The organism is Pseudomonas sp. NFACC13-1 (assembly GCF_900104425.1).
GTDB classification, from domain to species: Bacteria; Pseudomonadota; Gammaproteobacteria; order Pseudomonadales; family Pseudomonadaceae; genus Aquipseudomonas; species Aquipseudomonas fluorescens_AA.
On record NZ_FMXV01000026.1, the window covers coordinates 43,366 to 63,572 of the forward strand.

General features: G+C 65.8%; 2 protein-coding genes (1 of these 2 running past the window's edge). Both read right to left on the minus strand.

Translation table 11 applies throughout. The annotated features are described in order from the left end of the window. Positions 1–12,510: a non-ribosomal peptide synthase/polyketide synthase gene (locus tag BLQ55_RS25060; protein WP_092257866.1), complete on the minus strand. Its 12,510-nt coding sequence runs from the start codon at positions 12,508–12,510 to the stop codon at positions 1–3. Continuing rightward, on the minus strand, positions 12,510–20,207 hold the 3' portion of the coding sequence (locus BLQ55_RS25065) for a non-ribosomal peptide synthetase (RefSeq protein WP_092257869.1). It continues 204 nt past the right edge of the window; 7,698 of the gene's 7,902 nt are visible here — the last part of the coding sequence; the start codon falls outside the window, past its right edge; the stop codon is at positions 12,510–12,512. Before BLQ55_RS25065 ends, BLQ55_RS25060 begins: the two co-directional genes overlap by 1 nt.

A 20,207-nucleotide genomic window follows, 5' to 3' on the forward strand; every position in this document is an offset into this window, starting at 1 on the left:
TTAAGCCGCTTGCGCCACGCAGTGCTCGATCAACGCCTCCAGTTCCTCCTGGTAGGCGCGCATCAAGCCCTCGACGGTCTCGGCACGGTAGCGGCGGGTGCTGAAGATGCAGCGCAGCGCCAGTCGCCCGTCGTACACCTGCCCCACCACTTCCAGCCAGTTGCCCAGCGCGGCATGGGGGCTGTAGCAACTGCCGTAGCTTTCCGCCGCCGGCACCAGCAACGCCTTGTCGTCGAAGCTCTGGTCGAACTGCCCCAGGTAGTTGAACGTCACCCGTGCCTGGGGCGCGCGGCCCAGGGTGGCGGCCATCGGCTCGCCGCTCATGTAGCGCAACACGCCATAGCCCAATCCCTTGTTCGGCACCGCGGCCAACTGCCGTTGCACCGCCCGCACCGAGGTGCCGATGTCGGCGTCATGGCTCGGGGTCAGGCGCACCGGGAACATGCTGGTGAACCAGCCCAGGCTGCGGCTCAGGTCGATGTCCTTGACCAGGTCCTCGCGCCCATGCCCCTCCAGTTGGATCAGCACCGACGGCTGCTGGCTCCAGCGGCACAAGACCCGGCTCAGCGCCGCCAGCAATACGTCGTTGATCTGCGTCTGGTAGGCCGCCGGCACCTGTTTGAGCAACTGCTGGGTGTGCTGCTCCGACAGGCTCAAATGCGCCACCGACTGGTACTGCACCTGGTTCTTGCCCCGCAGGTTGTCACACGGCAACTCGCTGCCCGGCTGGTCGATCTGCTCCAGCCACCAGGCTTTTTCCGGCGCCGGATAGTCCCGCGCATAGGCTTGCAGGCCCTCGGCCCAGGCCCGGTAGCTGCTGGTGCGAATCGGCAGGTTCGGCGTCTGGCCGTCGCAGTAGGCCGCATAAGCCGTCTGCAAATCCTGCAGCAGCAAACGCCACGACACCGTGTCGATGACCAAGTGATGAATCACCATCAGCACGCGAATTTCACCGCTGCCCAGGGTCACATGCGCCGTGCGCCACACCGGCCCGTTGTGCACATCAAGGCTGCGTTGCACCCGTTCGGCGTACAACTCCAGCTCGGCTTCATCGGCCACGCTGTGCTGCCACAGCAAAGGTTCGTTGGTCCACTGGGCCTGCATCTCCTCCAGCGCCTGGTAATGCTGCAGGTGACGCCCACCGACTTCACTGAAGCGCAGGCGCAAGGCATCGTGCTGCTGCATCATGCCGCGCAAGGCCAATTCCAGTGCCGTCAGGTTCAACCCCTGGCGGGCCCGCAGCATCAACGCCTGGTTGTAATGATGGGGTTCGCTCATGCGCTGGTCGAACCACCATTGCTGGATCGGAATCAGGTTGAACTGCCCTTCGGCGGCCACCTGGGTCACGTCCTCGACCGTCACGGCAAACGTGTTCGAACGCTGGTCGAAAATCGCCTCGATGGTCTGGCCGCGCATCAGGTCCCGCAGCTTGAGCTCCATCTTCAGCTCCCCATGGTTGCGCACCCGCGAGACCACTTGCAGGCTGAGGATCGAGTCCCCACCCAGCTCGAAGAAATTGTCGGTGATGCCCACCCGCTCGACTTGCAACACCTCGGCCCAGATTTCGGCCAGCAATTGCTCATCGCGGTTACGCCCCGGCACATACTCGGCGCCCTTGAATTCCGGCTCCGGCAAGGCCTGGCGATCGAGCTTGCCGTTGGGGGTGACCGGCAACGCCTCCAGGCAGATGACCTGGGCCGGCACCATGTAATCCGGCAATTGCGCCCGCAGCTCGGCCTTGAGCCGATCGCCGATGGCCACGCCATCGGGGGTGACCACGTAGCCGATCAGTTGCTTGCCCGAAACACTGTCGCGGGCGATCACCACCGCATCGCTGACGTCGGCCAGTTGCCGCAGGCTGGCCTCCACTTCTCCCAGTTCGATGCGGAACCCCCGCACCTTGATCTGGTGGTCGATACGGCCGACGTAATCGAGCACCCCGTCGACGCGCTGGCGTACCAGGTCGCCGCTGCGGTACAGGCGATCGCCCGGCTGGCCGAACGGGTCCGGCACGAAGCGCTCGGCACTCAGGTCCGGGCGGCGGTGATAACCACGGGCGATGCCCGCGCCACCGATGTACAACTCGCCGGCAATGCCCGGCGGCAATGGGTTGAGGTTGTCGTCCAGCACATACAAGGCGCGCTCACCCACCGCACGCCCGATCGGCGCGTAGGCGGCTTCGCAACGTTCGCTGGCCGGTACCTTCCACAGCATCGGCGTGACCACGGTTTCAGTCGGGCCGTAGCCGTTGGTGAAGAAGTGCGGACGCAGCGCCGCCTTCACTTGCTCGAAGGTCTGGTCCGGCACCGCATCGCCGCCGAAGCAGTAGACCCGCACCGGCGGCGGTGCCAACTGGCTGTTGGCGGCGTATTCGGCCAGTTGCTTGAGGTAGGCCGGCGGGAAGCAGGCGATGGTGATGCCGTGGCGGTGCAAGGCGTCGAAGGTCTGCTCCGGCGTCCACAGCGCGCCGTCGCGAATCACCAGGGTGCCGCCGCTGAACAGCGTGCTCAGCCAGCGCTCATGGGCGCCGTCGAAGGCGAACGACATGAAATGCAGTTCGCGGGTGTGTTCGTCCATGTCATACAGCCCGGCGATGGCCTGGCAATGCATGCTCATCGGCCCGTGCGCCACGGCGACGCCTTTGGGTCGACCGGTGGAGCCCGAGGTGTAGATCAGGTAGGCCAGGTTGCCGCCGAGCAAACCGCTGTGAGGCGGCAGGTCGCTGTAGCCACGGCTGTCGAAACCGTCGATGGCCAGGCGCGCCAGACCGTCGAGCTGTGGCAGGCGCGCCTGCACCCGGCTGTGGGTCAGCAACAGCGCCATGGCCGAATCTTCGATCATGAACGCCAGGCGCTCGGGTGGATAATCGATGTCCAGCGGCACATACGCCGAACCGCTTTTCATCACCGCCAGCAGCGCCACGACCATGTCCACCGACCGCTCCAGGGCCACGCCGACCACCACTTCCGGGCCGGCGCCGAGCTCGATCAAGCGGTGAGCCAGGCGGTTGGCCCGGCGCTCCAGTTCGCCATAGTCCAGCGAGTCGTCGCCACACACCAGCGCCGTGGCCTGCGGACGCGACTGGGCATGCCGGCCAATCAGCTCCGGCAACAACTGCGCCTGATAGCTGCCGTTCGGTGCCGCGCTCCAGTGTGCGAAGGCCTGCCACTGTTCCAGCGACAAGCGCTGCAGGTTGCCCAGGCACACGTGGGGCGCATCGATCATCGCTTCCAGGGTGTCTTCCAGGGTGCGGCGGATTCGCTCCACCGCGTCGACGCTGAAGGCGTTGCGCAGGAACAGGTACTCGATGGACAGCGTTTCACCCAGGTTGACCGCCAGGTCCATCGGGAAGTTGGTCACGTCATGATTGCGTGACTCGCCGAAGCTCAGGCCGGTGTCCTGCTGGTCGCCCAGGCGTTCGTCGATGGGGTAGTTCTCGAACACGATGATGCTGTCGAACAAGCCCTGCCCGCCCAGGCCCGACCAGCGCTGGATATCCGCCAGTGGCGCATGGGCATGCTCACGCAGGTCCAGGTTGTAGGCCTGCAGCTGTTGCAGCCATTGATCCAGCGGCTGCTCGGGGTCCAGGGTCTGGATCACCGGCAAGGTGTTGATGAACAGGCCAAGGATGTTGTCGGCGTTGACCAGCCCCGCCGGACGCCCGGCGACGGTGGCGCCGAAGACCACGGTGTTCTGCCCGGTGAAGCGTTGCAACAACAGCAGCCACGCCCCTTGGATCAAGGTATTGGGTGTGATCTGCAAGGCGCGGCAGGCCTGTTGCAGGCGAGCGGTCTGTGCCACGTCCCAACGCGAATACAACGCCTCGTGCCCCGGCAATGCCTCGACATGCCGCGGGAACATCGCCTGGTTGAGGGAAGTCGCCTGTTCCAAGGTGTCGAGGCGGCTGCGCCAGAAGCGTTCCAGCGCGCCCTGGTCCTGGCGTTGCAGCCATTCGATGAACTCGCGGTAGCGACCATTGCGGCTGGGCACCTGCCCATGGGCGTAGAACTGCAACACCTCACCGAACAACCGCGAACTGCTCCAGCCGTCCATGAGGATGTGATGGCAGGTCCAGATCATCTGGTAGCGATCGTCTTCCAGGCGCAGCAACAACACCCGTTGCAAAGGCGCGCGGCCCAGGTCGAAACCGGCCAGGTAGTCGGCGGTCGCCCGGGCGCTGATCGCCTGCTCGCTGATGTCCTGTCCACGCCAGTCTTCAATCTGCAACGGCAACTCGACGTGGCGATGGACGATTTGCACCGGCGCGCTCAAGCCATCCTGCCAGTGGAAACTGGTGCGCAGGATGTCCTCGCGCTCGATCACCGACGTCCAGGCCCGGGCGAAACGCTCGGTGTCCAGGCCATGCACCGGCAGGCTGATCTGGTTGATGTACAAGCCGGAGCTGTCGTCGGCCAGGGTGTGGAACAGCATGCCGTCCTGCATCGGCGACAGCGGATAGATGTCCTCCACCTGCGCCACGGGCACCGGCAGGCCATTGAGTTGCGCCTGGCTCAGGCGCGCCAGCGGGAAGTCCGAAGGTGTCAGGCCCAAGTGCCCGTCAGTGCAGCAGTGATCGATCAGTTGTTGCAACGCCACGGCGTAGGCATCGGCCAACCGCTGGAGCGTCGCCTCGTCGAAAACATCGCCACTGAAGGTCCAGTCGAGGGTCAACTGGCCGTTGAAGATCCGGCCGTCGATGGTCAGCCAGTTGCCCAGGGCCACGTCATCGCCATGCCCGGCGCCACTGCCCTCCTCGCTCGGCACGAACAGCGCCTGCTCATCGAAGCTCTGGTCGAACTGCCCCAGGTAGTTGAAGGTGATGCGCGCTGGCGGCAGTTTTGCCAGCCGCTGCTGGACCGCTTCGGCCCCCAGGTAACGCAGGACGCCGTAGCCCAGGCCCTTGTTCGGCACCGCCCGCAGTTGTTCCTTGATCCGCTTGATCGACTCGGCCGGATCGCTGGCCGGCGTCAGCAACACCGGGAACAGGCTGGTGAACCAACCGACGGTGCGGCTCAGGTCGATGCCCTCGAACAGTTCTTCGCGGCCATGGCCTTCGAGCTGCACCAGGCAGGCCGGTTGCCCGGTCCATTGGCAGACCACTTGCGCCAGTGCGCTGAGCAGCAAATCGTTGACCTGGGTGCGATAGGCCATCGGCGCCTGCTTGAGCAAACGTTGGGTCTGGGTGGCATCCAGGCGTGTGCTCACCGAACGGCCATGGGCCGCGGCCTGGCTGCCCTCGGGACGGGCCCGTGGCAGCGGCGGCAGGGGCTGGTCCAGTTGCCCGACCCAGTAATCCAGTTCCTTGTTCAGGGCTTCGCTGTGGGCGTAGTCCTGCAACTGAGCGGCCCAGGCCTTGAACGCCGTGGACTTGCCCGGCAAGGCCGGCGCCTGGTTCGCCCGCAGTTGGCGGTAGACGTTTTGCAGGTCTTCCAGCAGTACCCGCCACGACACGCCGTCCATGACCAGGTGATGAATCGCCAGGTGCAGGCGCGAACTGCCGTCCTGCACCGCGATCAGGCTGCAGCGCAGCAACGGGCCGTGTCGCAGGTCGAGGCTGCGTTGGGCCTGGTCGGCGATGGCGATGATCTCGGCGGCGTCCTGCGCGGTGCGCTGCCAGATCTCCAGCGGCGGCTTATCCACGGCCTGATGGCTGGCGTGCCAGCGGCCATCGTTGGCCTCGGTGAACCGCAAGCGCAGGGCATCGTGATGGGCCACCACGTGCTGGAGGGCCTGTTGCAGGTGGGCGATGTCCAAGGGTTCGCGCGGGGTCAGCAGGACCGATTGGTTCCAGTGGTCGCGGTGCGGGATATCACTGGCGAAGAACCAATGCTGCATTGGCACCAACAGGCTGTCACCGGTGACCGGGCCTTGGTCGACCACGCCTTCGTCGGTCGCCGTGGCGACCCGCGCCAGGGCCTGGATGTTCTGGTGCAGGAACAGGTCCTTGGGGGTCAGGCCGATGCCTTGGGCACGCGCCCGGCTGACCACCTGGATCGAGTTGATCGAGTCACCGCCCAGGGCGAAGAAGTTGTCGGCGGTACCCACCCGCTCGACGCCAAGCACCCCTTGCCAGATCTCCACCAGTGCCCGCTCGATGGCGTTGACCGGTGCCGTGAACGCTTCCTGGCGCTCGGCCAGGTCGGGTGCCGGCAGCGCCTTGCGGTCGAGTTTGCCGTTCGGGCTCAGCGGCATGTGTTCCAGGCGGGTCAGGTGCGTCGGCACCATGTGCTCCGGCAGGTTCAGGCGCAAATGGGCCAGCAGCGCTTCGCGCAACAGCGGCCAGTCGCTGGCCTCACCGGCCTGGGCCACCACGTAGCCGCTCAGCACCTTGCCGCTGCGGCTGTCCTGGGCCACCACCACCGCTTCTCGCACCGCCGCATGTTCAAGCAGGCGCGCTTCGATCTCACCCAATTCGATACGGAACCCGCGGACCTTCACCTGGTGGTCGATCCGACCGACGTAATCGATCACCCCGTCCGGGCGATAGCGCGCCAGGTCACCGGTGCGGTACAGCCGCTCGCCGGCCACGAACGGGCTGGCGACGAAACGCTCGGCGGTCAGTTCGGGACGGCGGTGATAACCGCGGGCCAGGCCCTGGCCGCTGAGGTACAGCTCGCCGTTGACGCCGCTCGGCACCGGGTTGAGTTCATCGTCGAGGATGTAGGTCATCAGGTTGGCAATCGGCTCGCCAATCGGCACCGCATCGCGCCCTTCGTCGCGGCAGGTCCAATGGGTCACGTCGATGGCCGCTTCGGTCGGGCCGTACAGGTTGTACAGCCGGGCATTGGGCAACTTGGCGAACACCTGCTGCTGGGCATCCACCGGCAGGGCTTCGCCGCTGCAGACGATGCGGGTCAGACGGGTGCACCGGCTGACGTTGGCATCCAGCACGAACGCCTGCAGCATCGACGGCACGAAATGCAGGGTGGTGATGCCTTCCCGTTCGATCAGGCTGACCAGCTTCTGCGGATCGCGATGATCGCCCGGTGCCGCGACGACCAGGCGCACGCCAGTCATCAACGGCCAGAAGAACTCCCAGACCGACACGTCGAAACTGAACGGCGTCTTCTGCAAGACACTGTCGCCGGCCTCCAGGCCATAGGCCTGTTGCATCCAGCACAAGCGGTTGGTCAGGGCGCCGTGACTGTTGCCGGCGCCCTTGGGCTTGCCGGTGGAGCCGGAAGTGTAGATCACATAGGCCAGGTTCTGGGCGACGGCCCGGGCAGGCGGATTATCGGTGGCATAGTCACGCAGCCAGTCGTCATCCCCATCCAGCAGCAATAGGTTAAGGCCACCTCCTGTGGGAGCGAGCCTGCTCGCGATGGCGTCAACACACTCAACATCGCCATTGACTGAACCACCGCTATCGCGAGCAGGCTCGCTCCCACAGAACTGGTTGAGCAATGAACTTTGGGTCAGCAGCAACTCGATGCCGCTGTCCTCGATCATGTAAGCCAGGCGTTCCGGCGGGTATTCCGGGTCCAGCGGCACGTAGGCGCCACCGGCCTTGAGGATCGCCAGCAGCCCGACCACCATTTCCACACTGCGGTGCACCGAGATGCCCACCAGCACATCCGGGCCGACGCCGCGCTCGATCAAGGCGTGGGCCAACCGGTTGGCGCGGGCGTTGAGCTGGGCATAGCTCAGCGATTGCCCTGCGAACACCAGCGCCTCGGCGTGGGGATCACGCTCGACCTGGGCTTCGATCAAATGATGGACCGGGAGATGGTTCGGGTAGTCGGCGTAGGTGCGGTTCCAGTCCTCGACGATCAGGCGCCGCTGCGCCCTGTCCAGCATCGGCAGCTCGGCGATGCGCTGGGTCGGGTTGGCGACGATGGCGCGCAACAGGTTCAGCCAGTGCTCACCCAGGCGGGCGATGGTGCTCGGCTCGAACAGGTCGCTGGCGTAAGTCAGCGCGGCGCTGAGGCCATCGGCGTACTCGAAGGTGTCCAGGGTCAGGTCGAACTGGGCGGTGCCCGAGTCCCAGGTCAGTTGCTCCAGGCTCAGGCCCGGCAACGCCGACAGGTCCCGGCGGGCATCGCTGGCATGGTTGAACATCACCTGGAACAGTGGCGTATGGCTCAGGTTGCGCGCCGGTTCCAGCCGCTCCACCAGTTGTTCGAACGGCAGGTCCTGATGGGCCTGGGCACCGAGGGCCCGTCGCTTGACCTGATCGAGCAACTGGTCGAATCGCAGGTTGCCGTCGATGTCGGCCTTGAGCACCTGGGTATTGACGAAGAAGCCCAGCAGACGCTCGGTTTCCACCCGGTTGCGGTTGGCGATCGGCACACCGACGCGGATGTCGTCCTGGCCGCTGTAGCGGTGCAGCAAGGTCTGGAAGCCGGCGAGCAAGAGCATGAACAGCGTGCTGTTGTGCTGCTGGGCCAGGCGCTTGAGGCCTTCGGCCAGGGCCGGTTCGATGACGATGGGCAACCGTGCGCCACGATAGCTTTGCTGGGCCGGGCGCGGATGGTCGGTCGGCAGTTGGAGAATCGGTTGCTCGCCGCCCAACTGCTCGATCCAGTAGTCGAGTTGACGCTGCTGCTCCCCCGCCGCCAGCCACTGCCGCTGCCAGTGGCCATAGTCGGCGTACTGGATCGGCAGCGGCGTCAGCGTCACCGGCTGGCCCTGGCTGAAACCTGCGTACAACTGCAGCAGGTCGTCGACCATGATCTGCATCGACCAGGCATCGGACACGATGTGGTGCTGGGTCAGGATCAGCACATGGTCCTCGGCGCCCAGTTGCAGCCACTTGACCCGCAGCAACGGACCGCGCTGTAAATCGAACGGTTGCCGGGTTTCGGCTTCGATCAAGCCGCGCAACGCATGTTCATCGACGTCGACTTCGAGCGACTCCACCGCCAGGGCCAGCGGCGCTGGTTCGTCGATCACCTGCACGGGGCGCTCATGGTCGAGCACGAAGCGGGTACGCAGGCTCTCGTGACGCGCCACCAGTGCATCGAAGCTCTGTTGCAGCGCGGCACGGTCGAGGGCGCCGCGCAAACGCAGGGCCGCCGGAATGTGATAGGCGCTGCTGGTAGGTTCCAGTTGCCAGAGGAACCACTGCCGTTGCTGGGCGAACGAGAGCGCCAGCGGCTGGTCGCGAGGAATGCGTGGAATGCCCGGTTCATCGTGGGCCGATGCCGTGCCCATGGCCTCGACAAACGCTCGCAGGCTGTTATGGGCGAACAACAGGCGCAACGGCACCTGGATATTCAGTTGCTGGCGAATCCGCGACATCACCTGGGTGGCGAGCAAGGAATGGCCGCCCAGTTCGAAGAAACTGTCGTCCAGGCCCACCCGTGGCACCTTGAGGATATCGGCCCAGATCGTCGCCACCGCCTGCTGCACATGTGTCTGCGGCGCGACATAGGTTTTCTGCCACTGGCTGGCATCGGGCTTGGGCAACTGCTTGCGATCCAGCTTGCCGTTGGGCGTCAGCGGGAAGCGTGGCAACACCACCATGTGCGCCGGCACCATGTAGTCGGGCAGGTTGACCTTGAGCCGGGCCGTGAGGCTGTCGCGCAGGGCGCCCTGGGCACCGGCGTCCGAGTCATTCAGTTCGAGGGTTGGAACGATGTACGCCACCAACGCCTGGCCGCCCGGTGCCTCCTGGGCCAGCACCGCCGCTTCGCGCACGCAGTCCTGTTCCAGCAGGCGCGCTTCGATTTCGCCCAGTTCGATGCGGAACCCGCGAATCTTCACCTGATGGTCGATGCGCCCGAGGTATTCGAGAATGCCGTCGGCCCGCTGGCGCGCCAGGTCACCGGTGCGATACAGGCGCTCGCCGGCAACAAACGGATGGGGCACGAAACGTTCGGCGGTCAGCGCCGGACGCTGGAAATAACCACGGGCCAGACCCTGGCCGCCGATCAGCAATTCACCGGCCACGCCATAGGGCACCGGCATCAGGTCGGCGCCGACGATGTACAGCGCCGTGTTGTCGATGGGCCCGCCCAGCCAGGGTTGCGCGGCCTGGGGTTGCAACGGGTGCAAGGCCGACCAGATGGTGGTTTCCGTCGGGCCGTAGAGGTTCCACACTTCACCGCCGAGGGCGAGCATGCGCACGGCCAGTTCCTGGGGCAGCGCCTCGCCACCGCACAGGCACTTGCAGCCGCGCAAACCCTGGGCGTGCTCGTTGTCCAGCAACATGCGCCAGGTCGACGGCGTGGCCTGCACCACGTTGACCTGCTCGGCCGCGATCAGCGCCAATACCGCGTACGGGTCCTGGGCGACGTGCGGGCCGGTCAGTACGATGCACGCGCCGACCATCAGCGGCACGTAGATTTCCAGGCCGAAAATATCGAACGAGAACGTGGTCAGCGACAACGCCCGGTCCTGGGCCGTCATGCCCGGCGCCTGGGCCATGCTCGCGACGAAGTTGGTCAGCGCGCCGTGGCGCACCATCACACCTTTGGGCTTGCCGGTGGAGCCGGAGGTGTAGATCGCGTAGGCCAGGTGCTCCGCATCCAGGCGCGGCGCCGGCGCGTCGCAGGCATAATCGTCGAGCCAGTCCCCCTCCTGGTCCAACACCAACGTGGTGACGCCAACACCAGACACTGTGGGAGCGAGCCTGCTCGCGATGGCGTCAGCACATTCAACATCGCCATTGACTGAACCACCGCTATCGCGAGCAAGCTCGCTCCCACAGGACAGCGGTAGCTGGTCGAGCAATGAACGTTGGGTCAGCAGCAGCTCGATGCCGCTGTCTTCGATCATGTAGGCCAGGCGATCCTGGGGGAATGCCGGGTCCAGCGGCAGGTAGGCGCCACCGGCCTTGAGGATCGCCAGCAGGCCCACCAGCATGTGCGCGCTGCGTTCCACGGCAATGCCCACCAGGACATCCGGGCCCACGCCGAGGCTTTGCAGCTTGCCCGCCAACTGATTGGCCCGGGCATTGAGTTGGCGGTAGCTCCAGCGCTCGCCGTCGATGACCAGCGCCGGGGCGTCCGGGGTGCGCGCCGCTTGTCTTTCGAACAGTTGATGAACAAAACCCGCCTCGGGCGCCGGTGTCGGGGTGCGCTGGCCGTTGTCGAGCTGGGCCTGGCGCTCGGCCGCGTCGAGCAACGGCAACTCACCGATGCGCTGCGCCGGGTCGGCCACGATCGCCCGCAACAGGTTCTGCCAATGCCCGCCCAGGCGCGCGATTGTCTCGGCGCCAAACAGGTCGGTGGCATAGATCAGCCCTGCCGAAAGCCCTTCACTGTGCTCCACGGTTTCCAGGGTCAGGTCGAATTGCGCCGTGTGCGAATCCCAGCGCAGTTCCTCGACTTTCAACGCGCCGACCGGCCCCTCGCCCGCCGGGCCTTGGGTCCGGTGGTTGAACATCACTTGGAACAGCGGGCTGTGGCTCAGGTTGCGCTCAGGCTGCAACGCCTCGACCAGTTGCTCGAACGACAACTCCTGGTGAGCCTGGGCGCCCAGGGCTGTCTGTTTGACTTGTTGCAGCAAGGCGCCAAACGAATCCTGGCTCTGGACATCGCTGTCGAGCACCTGGGTGTTGACGAAAAAGCCGATCAGGCGCTCGGTCTCGACCCGGTTGCGGTTGGCCGTCGGCACGCCGACGCGAATATCGTTCTGGCCGCTGTAGCGATGCAGCAGCGCCTGGAACGAGGCCAGCAGGAGCATGAACAGGCTGACGCCTTCGCGCTGGGCCATGTGCTTGAGGTCGCCGGCCAGTACCGCGTCGATGGCCAGCTCCAACCGTGCGCCGCGATAGCTCATCACCGCCGGACGCGGAAAATCGGTCGGCAGTTCCAGCACCGGTTGCTGGCCGCCCAGGCGTGCGGTCCAGTATGCCAACTGACGCTCGCGCTCGCCCGCTTCCATCCAGTGCCGCTGCCAGATGGCGTAGTCGGTGTACTGGATCGGCAGCGCCGGCAATTGCGGCGCGTGGCCCTGGCTGAAGGCGGCGTAGCCGTTGACCAGTTCCTCGACCATCACCTGCATCGACCAGCCATCGGCCACGATGTGGTGCAAGGTCACGATCAGCACATGATCATCCGCCGCCAACCGCAGCAGGCGCGTGCGCAGCAGTGGCCCCTGTTGCAGGTCGAAGAGCTGGCGGGTTTCCCCTTCGATCAACTGGCGCAGCTGCGTCTCGTCCGGCAACCGTTCCAGGGTGTCTGCCTGCAAATGCACTGGCGCCGCCGCGTGCACCTGCTGCACGACCTGCTCGCCATGGGTCTGGAAGGTGGTGCGCAGGCTCTCGTGCCGGGCCACCAACGCGGTGAAACTCTGTTCCAGCGCAGCGATGTCCAGCGGCCCGCGCAAGCGCAGGGCCGTGGGCATGTGGTAGGCCGCGCTCTCGGGGTCCAACTGCCAGAGGAACCATTGGCGCTCCTGGGCAAAAGACAACGACAGTGTGTCGAACTCGGCACTGACAGGCGGGATCGGCAGGTTCGCCGGGGAAACGTTCTCTTCGAGCATCTTCTGCAAGTACAAGCGACGTTTTTCCAGCGGCAGCGTTATGAAGCGCCTGGCAATACGTTGTGCGACAGCGGTGTCCATCAAACCTCCTCAAATTCATCGAGCAGCGCTTCGAGCTTGCTCAATTTCGACGTACTCATGGGTTCGCCGGCAGGCTCGAGTTGCGCCACGAACGCGCCGAGTACCGGGAATTGGAAAATCAGTTGCGGGGTCAAGGTCAGGCCCAGTTCCAGTTGCAGGCGCGAGACCACGCTCACCACCAGCAGCGAATGCCCGCCCAGTTCGAAGAAGTCGTCGCCCAGCCCGACCTGCTCGACCTTGAGCACGTCTTGCCAGATGGCCGCGACCCGGCATTCGAGGTCGCTCTGCGGTGCCAGGTATGCCGGTTGCAGGGCACGGGTGTCCGGTGCCGGCAAGGCCTCGCGATCGAGCTTGCCGTTGGGGGTCAGCGGCAAGCGGTCGAGGAAGACCCAATGGGTCGGCACCATGAAGTCCGGCACCTGGGCCGCCAGTCGCGCCTTGAGCCGTTCGCCCAGGCTGCCCTGGTCGAGAGGGCTGTCCTGGCCGACCAGATAGGCCACCAGGTTCGGCCCGCTCACGTCGTCCCGCGCCAGCACCACCGCATCGCGCACATCGGCATCGGCCTGCAGGCGCGCTTCGATTTCCCCCAGCTCGATACGCAGGCCACGGATCTTCACCTGGTGGTCGATCCGGCCGAGGTACTCGATCACCCCGTCGGCGCCATAACGGGCCAGGTCACCGGTGCGATACAAGCGGCCGCCCGGGGCTGGCGCGAACGGATCGGGAATGAAGCGCTCGGCGCTCAGTGCCGGTCGTTGGTGGTAACCACGGGCCAGGGAATCACCGGCGATGTGCAACTCGCCGACGGCACCCACGGCGCAAGGCTGTAGCGCCGCGTCCAGCACGTAGGTGCGCACGTTATCGATGGGACGGCCAATGGCGATGATCCGTTCGGCGTCGTCTTCGCTGCCGCGCACCACCGCATGGCTGCTGGTGTCGATGGTCGCTTCGGTCGGGCCATACAGGTTGCGCAGTTCGCCATCGAACAGCGCCATGACCTGGCGCGACAGGTGCACGCTGAGGGCTTCGCCACCGCACAGCAGCAGGCGCAGGGAGGCCAGTTGCGCGCGGGTCGCCAGTGGCAGCAAGGCCTGCAACAGCGAGGGCGCCATTTGCAGCACGCTGATGCGCCACCGCGCCACGTCGGCCCAGAGGGTGGTCAGGTCGAGGTTCAGGTGCGGGCTGGCGAGCACCAGTTGCGCGCCGCTCATCAACGGCAGCCAGAACTCCCAGACCGAGGCATCGAAACTGATCGCGGTTTTTTGCAGGACGCGGTCGGCGGCCGTCAGTTTCAGGCAACCCTGCATCCACGCCATGTGGTTGCTCAGGGCGGCATGGCGAAGGGTCACGCCCTTGGGCTTGCCGGTGGAGCCAGAGGTGTAGATCACATAAGCAAGGTGATCGCCGTCGATGGCCACGCCAGGGTCGCGCTCGCTGTAGCCGGCCAGCCATTGCCCGGGCTGATCCAACAGCAGCGCGGCCACGGCAGCGTCGCCGAACAGCGGCAGCACATCGGTCTCGGTGAGCAGCAAGGCGATGCCGCTGTCCTCGACCATATACGCCAGGCGATCCCGGGGATAGGCCGGGTCCAGTGGCACGTAGGCGCCGCCGGCCTTGAGCACCGCCAGCAAACCGACCACCATCTGCACGCTGCGCGACAGCGCCAGGCCCACCAGCACGTCGGGGCCGATGCCGCGTTCGATCAAGCCATGGGCCAGGCGATTGGCCCGGGCATTGAGCTGGGCGTAGGTGAGCGTCTCCTGCTCGCTGACCAGGGCGACCGCGTCGGGGGTGCTTCGGGCCTGGGCCTCGATCCATTGATGGATCAGGCGCCGAGGCGGCTCCACCACCGAGGTGGCGTTCCAGTCGTGCAGCAGCCTGGCGCGGGCCACCGTATCCAGCAATTGGATATCGCCCACGCAACCGCCGGCCGGCAGGCTCACCATCTGCGCGAGCACGTGTGCCACCTGCTCAGCCAGGCGCTCGACGGTGTGTGTAGGGAAAGCAGCATGGGCATAGGTGAAGTGCAGGCTCAGGATGTCAGTTAGATTGACGGCCAGGGTCAACGGGAAATTAGTCTGTTCCTGGCTGGCCACGCTGCCGAAGCTCAAGCCCGAGGGCGCCTGCTCTTGCAGGGCCTGGGACACGGGGTAGTTTTCGAACACCAGCAAGGTGTCGAACAAACCGTCACCGCCCTGCCCGGCCCAGCGCTGGATCTCGAACAGCGGCGTGTGCTCGTGCTCGCGCAAGGCCACGTTCTGGCCCTGGAGCTGTTGCAGCAGCGCGCTCAGCGCTTGCTCCGGGCGCGGGCTGGCGATCACCGGCAAGGTGTTGATGAACAGGCCGATCTGCTGCTCAACCCCCTTGAGCTCGCTCGGACGTCCCGACACGGTGGCGCCGAAGGCCACGGTGGCGTGCCCGGTGTAGTGCTGCAGCAGCAACAGCCAGGTCGCCTGGACGACGGTGTTGAGGGTGACTTTCTGCTGGCGGGCGAACTCGCTCAGGCGTTGGGTCTGCTGGGGCGTCAGGTCGTGATAGTGGTTGGCGTGGCTGCTTTCCAATACCGATTGCAACGGCGCGATACGGGTCTCGGCCAGACGGGTCGGCGCCTCCAGGCTGTACAATTGCCCCAGCCAGAAGGTTTCGCTGGCCTGGGCGTCGCGGCCTTGCAGCCAGGCGATGTAGTCCCGATACCGCCCGGCCGGGCGTGGCAAGGCCTGGCCGTCGTAGCGTTGCAGCACCTCGCCGAGCAACTGCGAGTTGCTCCAGCCGTCCATCAGGATGTGGTGATGGGTGTAGATCAGGTGATATCGCTGCTCAGCGGTACGCACCAGCACCAGGCGCAGCAACGGCGCGCAGGCCAGGTCGAAACCCTGCTCGCGCTCGGCGTCCGCCAGTTCGGCCAGGGCCTGGCCGACATCGGCGCGGGTGCTCCAGTCCAGCGAGGTGAACGGCACGCGCACCTGCTTGTGCACCACTTGCACCGGGCGCTCGCTGCCCTGCCAGACAAAACTGCTGCGCAGGCTGTCATGGGCATCGACCGCCGCTTGCCAGGCCGCCTCGAAACGCCGTGGGTCGAGGCCTTCGATGTCCAGGCACATCTGGTTGATGTACTGGCCGCTGCCCGCTTCGTACAGGCTGTGGAACAACATGCCCTGCTGCATCGGCGCCAGCGGGTAAAGGTCTTCCACCCCGCGCGCCGACAGCGCCAGGCCATCGAGTTGTGCCTGGGTCAGGCCGGCCAGGGGAAAATCCGCCGGCGTCATGCCCTGGCTCGTCGGGTCGCAGCAATGGGCGATCAACAGCGCCAGCTCACGGGCGTAGTCATCGGCCAAGCCCTGGATGGTCGCCGGGTCGAACTGTTGCGCACTGAACGTCCAGCCCAACCGCAGCGCGCCATCGAACACCTGGCCGTTGAGCGTGAGCCAATTGCCCAGGGTGGTCAGCGGGCTTTGCTCGTCGCCGGCGCTTTCGCTGGCCGGGCTGAACAAGGCACCTTGGGCCTGATCGAAACTGCCGTCGAACTGACCGAGGTAATTGAAGGTGATGCGCGGCACCGGCAACGCCTCCAGGGCCGCCCGACTGGCGTCGTCGCCCAGGTAACGCAGGGCACCGAAGCCCACGCCTTTGTCGGGAATCGTCCGCAGCCCCTGCTTGATCGACTTGATCGAGTCCGCCAGTTCCACGGCCGGCGACAACCGGACCGGGAACAGACTGGTGAACCACCCTACCGTGCGGGTCAGGTCGACATTGGCGAACAGCTCTTCGCGGCCATGGCCTTCGAGCTGGAGCAACAGGCTGTCGTGGCCGGTCCAGCGGCAGATCACCCGGGCCAGGGCCGTGAGCAACAAGTCGTTGACCTGGGTGCGATAGGCCGCTGGCGCCTCTTGCAGCAATTTCCGGGTCAAGTGCGCATCCAGTCGCGTGTGAACGGTGACGGCCTCGCGATTTTGCCCGATCGCCTCGGGGTCGAGGCACGGCAGGACGGTCGGCGCGTCGCGCAGTTGCCCTTGCCAATAGGCCAATTGCTGCTGCAATTGCGCGCTACGCGCATGGGCCTGCAACTGCTCGGCAAACACCTTGACCGAACTGGTCTTGGCCGGCAGTTGCAGCGCTTGGCCGGCGAGCAACTGCTGGTAGGCGGTTTGCAGGTCGTCGAACAGAATCCGCCACGACACGCCGTCCACCGCCAGGTGATGAACCACCAGCAACAGGCGCTGGCTGCCATCGGCCAAGGTCGCCAGGACGCCGCGCAACAGCGGTCCGGCGTGCAGGTCGAGGCTGCGCTGGGCCTGATCGGCGACGGTTTCCAGCGCGCTGGCATCGGCCACCTCACGCTGCCACAGCAAACCCTTGCCCGCCCAAGCCTGGTGTTGCGCCGCCACCTCACGGTGCTCGGCGCGCCAACCTTCGGCGGTTTCATTGAAGGACAAACGCAAGGCGTCGTGGTGCAGCACCAACGCCTGCAAGGCCTGCTCCACCACGGACGCTTGCAACGGGCTGGCCGGTTTCAGCAACACCGACTGGTTGTAGTGGTGACGCTCGGGAATCGCCTCGGCGAAAAACGCCTGCTGGATCGGCAACAGCGGCGTCGACCCTCGGCTCGGCGCCTGATCGATGCCCGGTGCCTGCCCACCGGTCTGGGCGACGCTCGCCAGCGTCTGTACGGTCTGGTGCTGGAACAAGTCCTTGGGAGTAAAACGGATGCCCGCCTGACGGGCGCGGCTGACCACCTGGATGGAGACAATCGAGTCGCCGCCCAACTCGAAGAAGTTGTCGCTCAAACCAACCCGTTCGACCTTGAGCACGTCCTGCCAGATCGCTGCGATCTGTTGCTCCAGCTCACTTCGCGGCGCCACGTAGTCCTGCTGGACCTGGCTGGCGTCGGCGGTCGGCAAGGCCTTGCGGTCGAGCTTGCCGTTGGCGGTCAGCGGCCATTGCTCGAGGAACAGCAAGTGCGTCGGCACCATGTAGTCCGGCAGGTCGGCCTTGAGCTGGGCCTTGATCTGCTCGCGCAGGCCGGCAGAGTCTTCGGTGGCGTGGGCCGGGATGACGTAAGCCACCAGTTGCTGGCCGCTCGGCCCTTCCTGGGCCAACACCAGCGCTTCGCGCACCGCCGCCAGGGCGTTCAGGCGTGCTTCGATCTCGCCCAGTTCGATGCGGAACCCGCGGATTTTCACTTGATGGTCGATACGACCGACGTACTCGATCACGCCATCGCTGCGGTACTGCGCCAAGTCGCCGGTGCGATACAAGCGCGCACCGCTGTCGCCGAACGGATCGGGGATGAAGCGCAACGCGGTGAGGTCGCCACGTTTCAGGTAACCCCGGGCCAGGCCGGCGCGACCGACGTACAGCTCACCGATGCAGCCTTTCGGCACGGGGTTGAGGTCGCCGTCCAGCAGGTACCACGACAGGTCGGCAATCGGTTCGCCAATCGGGCTGCTGGCGTCCTGTTCCAGGTCCGCCAGCGACAGCGGACGGTAGGTCACGTGCACGGTGGTTTCGGTGATGCCGTACATGTTGATCAGCTGCGGGGCCGCGTCGCCGTACTTGTCGAACCACGGGCGCAGGGCCTTGACGTCCAGGGCCTCGCCGCCGAACACCACGTAGCGCAGGGCGTTGGCCCGGTCATCGGCGCAAGCCTCGTGCATCAATTGCTTGAACGCCGAGGGCGTCTGGTTGAGCACCGTCACCCCGGCCTCACAGAGCAGTTCGTGGAACTGCTGCGGTGAACGGCTGACGTCGTACGGCACGATCAACAACTCGCCGCCGTGGAGCAAGGCGCCGAAGATTTCCCAGACCGAGAAGTCGAACGCGTAGGAATGGAACAGGCTCCAGACATCTTCCGCACCAAAGTTGAACCACGGCTCGGTGGCCTCGAACAGGCGCAGCACGTTGTGGTGCGGCAGCAAGGTGCCCTTGGGGTTGCCGGTGGAACCGGAGGTGTAGATCACGTAGGCGAGGTTCGCCGCGTCCATCACCACGTGAGGATCGCTGTCGGCGAAGGCGCTGACGTCGGCGTCCAACAGCAGCGTCTGCACGCCGTCCGGCACTGGCAATTGAGCGACCAGGGCCGCTTGGGTCAGCAGCAAACGGATGCCGCTGTCCTGCATCATGTAGGCCAAGCGATCCTGGGGATAAGTCGGGTCCAGCGGCACATAGGCACCGCCGGCCTTGAGGATCGCCAGCAGGCCCACCAGCATGTCGAAACCGCGCTCGGCGGCCAATCCCACCAGCGCATCCGGGCCAACACCGTGGGCGATCAACTGATGGGCGCGGCGGTTGGCCTGGGCGTTGAGCTCGCCGTAGGTCAGGGTTTGGGCGTTGCAACGCAAGGCGACGGCATCGGGGCGCAAGCGCGCCTGTTCGGCGATGCGCTGATGCAGACACCCCTCGCCCGGGAAACTACGTGGGGCCGGATTCCATTGGCCGATGTATTGCTGTTGCTCGGCGGCCGTCAGCAGCGGCAGTTCACCGATGCGTCGGCGGGGATCGGCGACGATGCCGTGCAGCAGGTTCAGCCAGTGTTCGGCCATGTGTTGCACGGTGCTGGCGTCGAACAGGTCGGTGGCGTAGCTCAGGGACGCAGCCAGCTCACCGTCGGTCTCGTGGGTGTCGAGGGTCAAGTCGAACTGGGCGGTGTGGGAACGCCAATCCAGGCTCTCGACCTGCAATCCCGGCAGTTGCAGGGCTTGAGCCGCGCCGCTGCTCTGGTGGTTGAACATCACTTGGAACAGCGGGCTGTGGCTCGCCTGTCGCTGCGGTGCCAGTGCCTGCACCAACTGCTCGAACGGCAGGTCCTGATGGGCTTGCGCCCCCAGCGAAGCCTGCTTGACCTGGGCCAGCAATTGATCGAAAGGCAGGTCGCCCCGCACCTGGGCATTGAGCACCTGGGTGTTGACGAAAAAGCCGATCAGGCCTTCGGTTTCCGGGCGGTTGCGGTTGGCGACCGGTACACCGACGCGGATGTCCGACTGGCCGCTGTAGCGGTGCAACAAGGCCTGGAACGACGCCAGCAAGACCATGAACAGCGTTGAGGCTTCGCCCTGGGCCAGGCGTTTCAGGCCCTGGGTCAGCCCGGCGTCGAAACGCAGGTCCAGGCGTGCGCCGCGATGGCTCTGCACCGCCGGGCGCGGGCGGTCCGTCGGCAACGGCAGGACTTCGCCGCCATCGCCCAGCCGTTCGGTCCAGTAGGCCAGTTGTCGCTCCAGCTCGCCGGCCTCCATCCATTTGCGCTGCCAGATCGCATAGTCGGCGTACTGGATCGGCAAGGCTGCCAGGGTCGGCGCCTGACCGCTGCGGTGGGCGGCGTAGAGCTGGACCAGGTCGTTGACCATGATCCGAGCGGACGCGCCATCGCAAATGATGTGGTGCTGGGTCAGCACCAGCACATGGTCGTCCGCTGCCAGTTGCAGCAACTTGACCCGCAGCGGTGGCCCTTGTTGCAGGTCGAACAGCCCGGCGATTTCATCATCGATCAGGACTTTGAGCGCGGACTCGTCCAGCAACACCTCCGGCTCGATCGCCAGGCTCAAACGCGCCTGCACCACTTGTCGGGGTCCTTGCGCGCTGTCGACGAACACCGTGCGCAGCACGTCATGACGGGCCAGCAAGGCATCGAAGCTGCGTTGCAGCGCGGGCAGGTCGAGGGCGCCTCGCAGGCGCAGCGCCGTGGGCACATGGTAGGCGGCGCT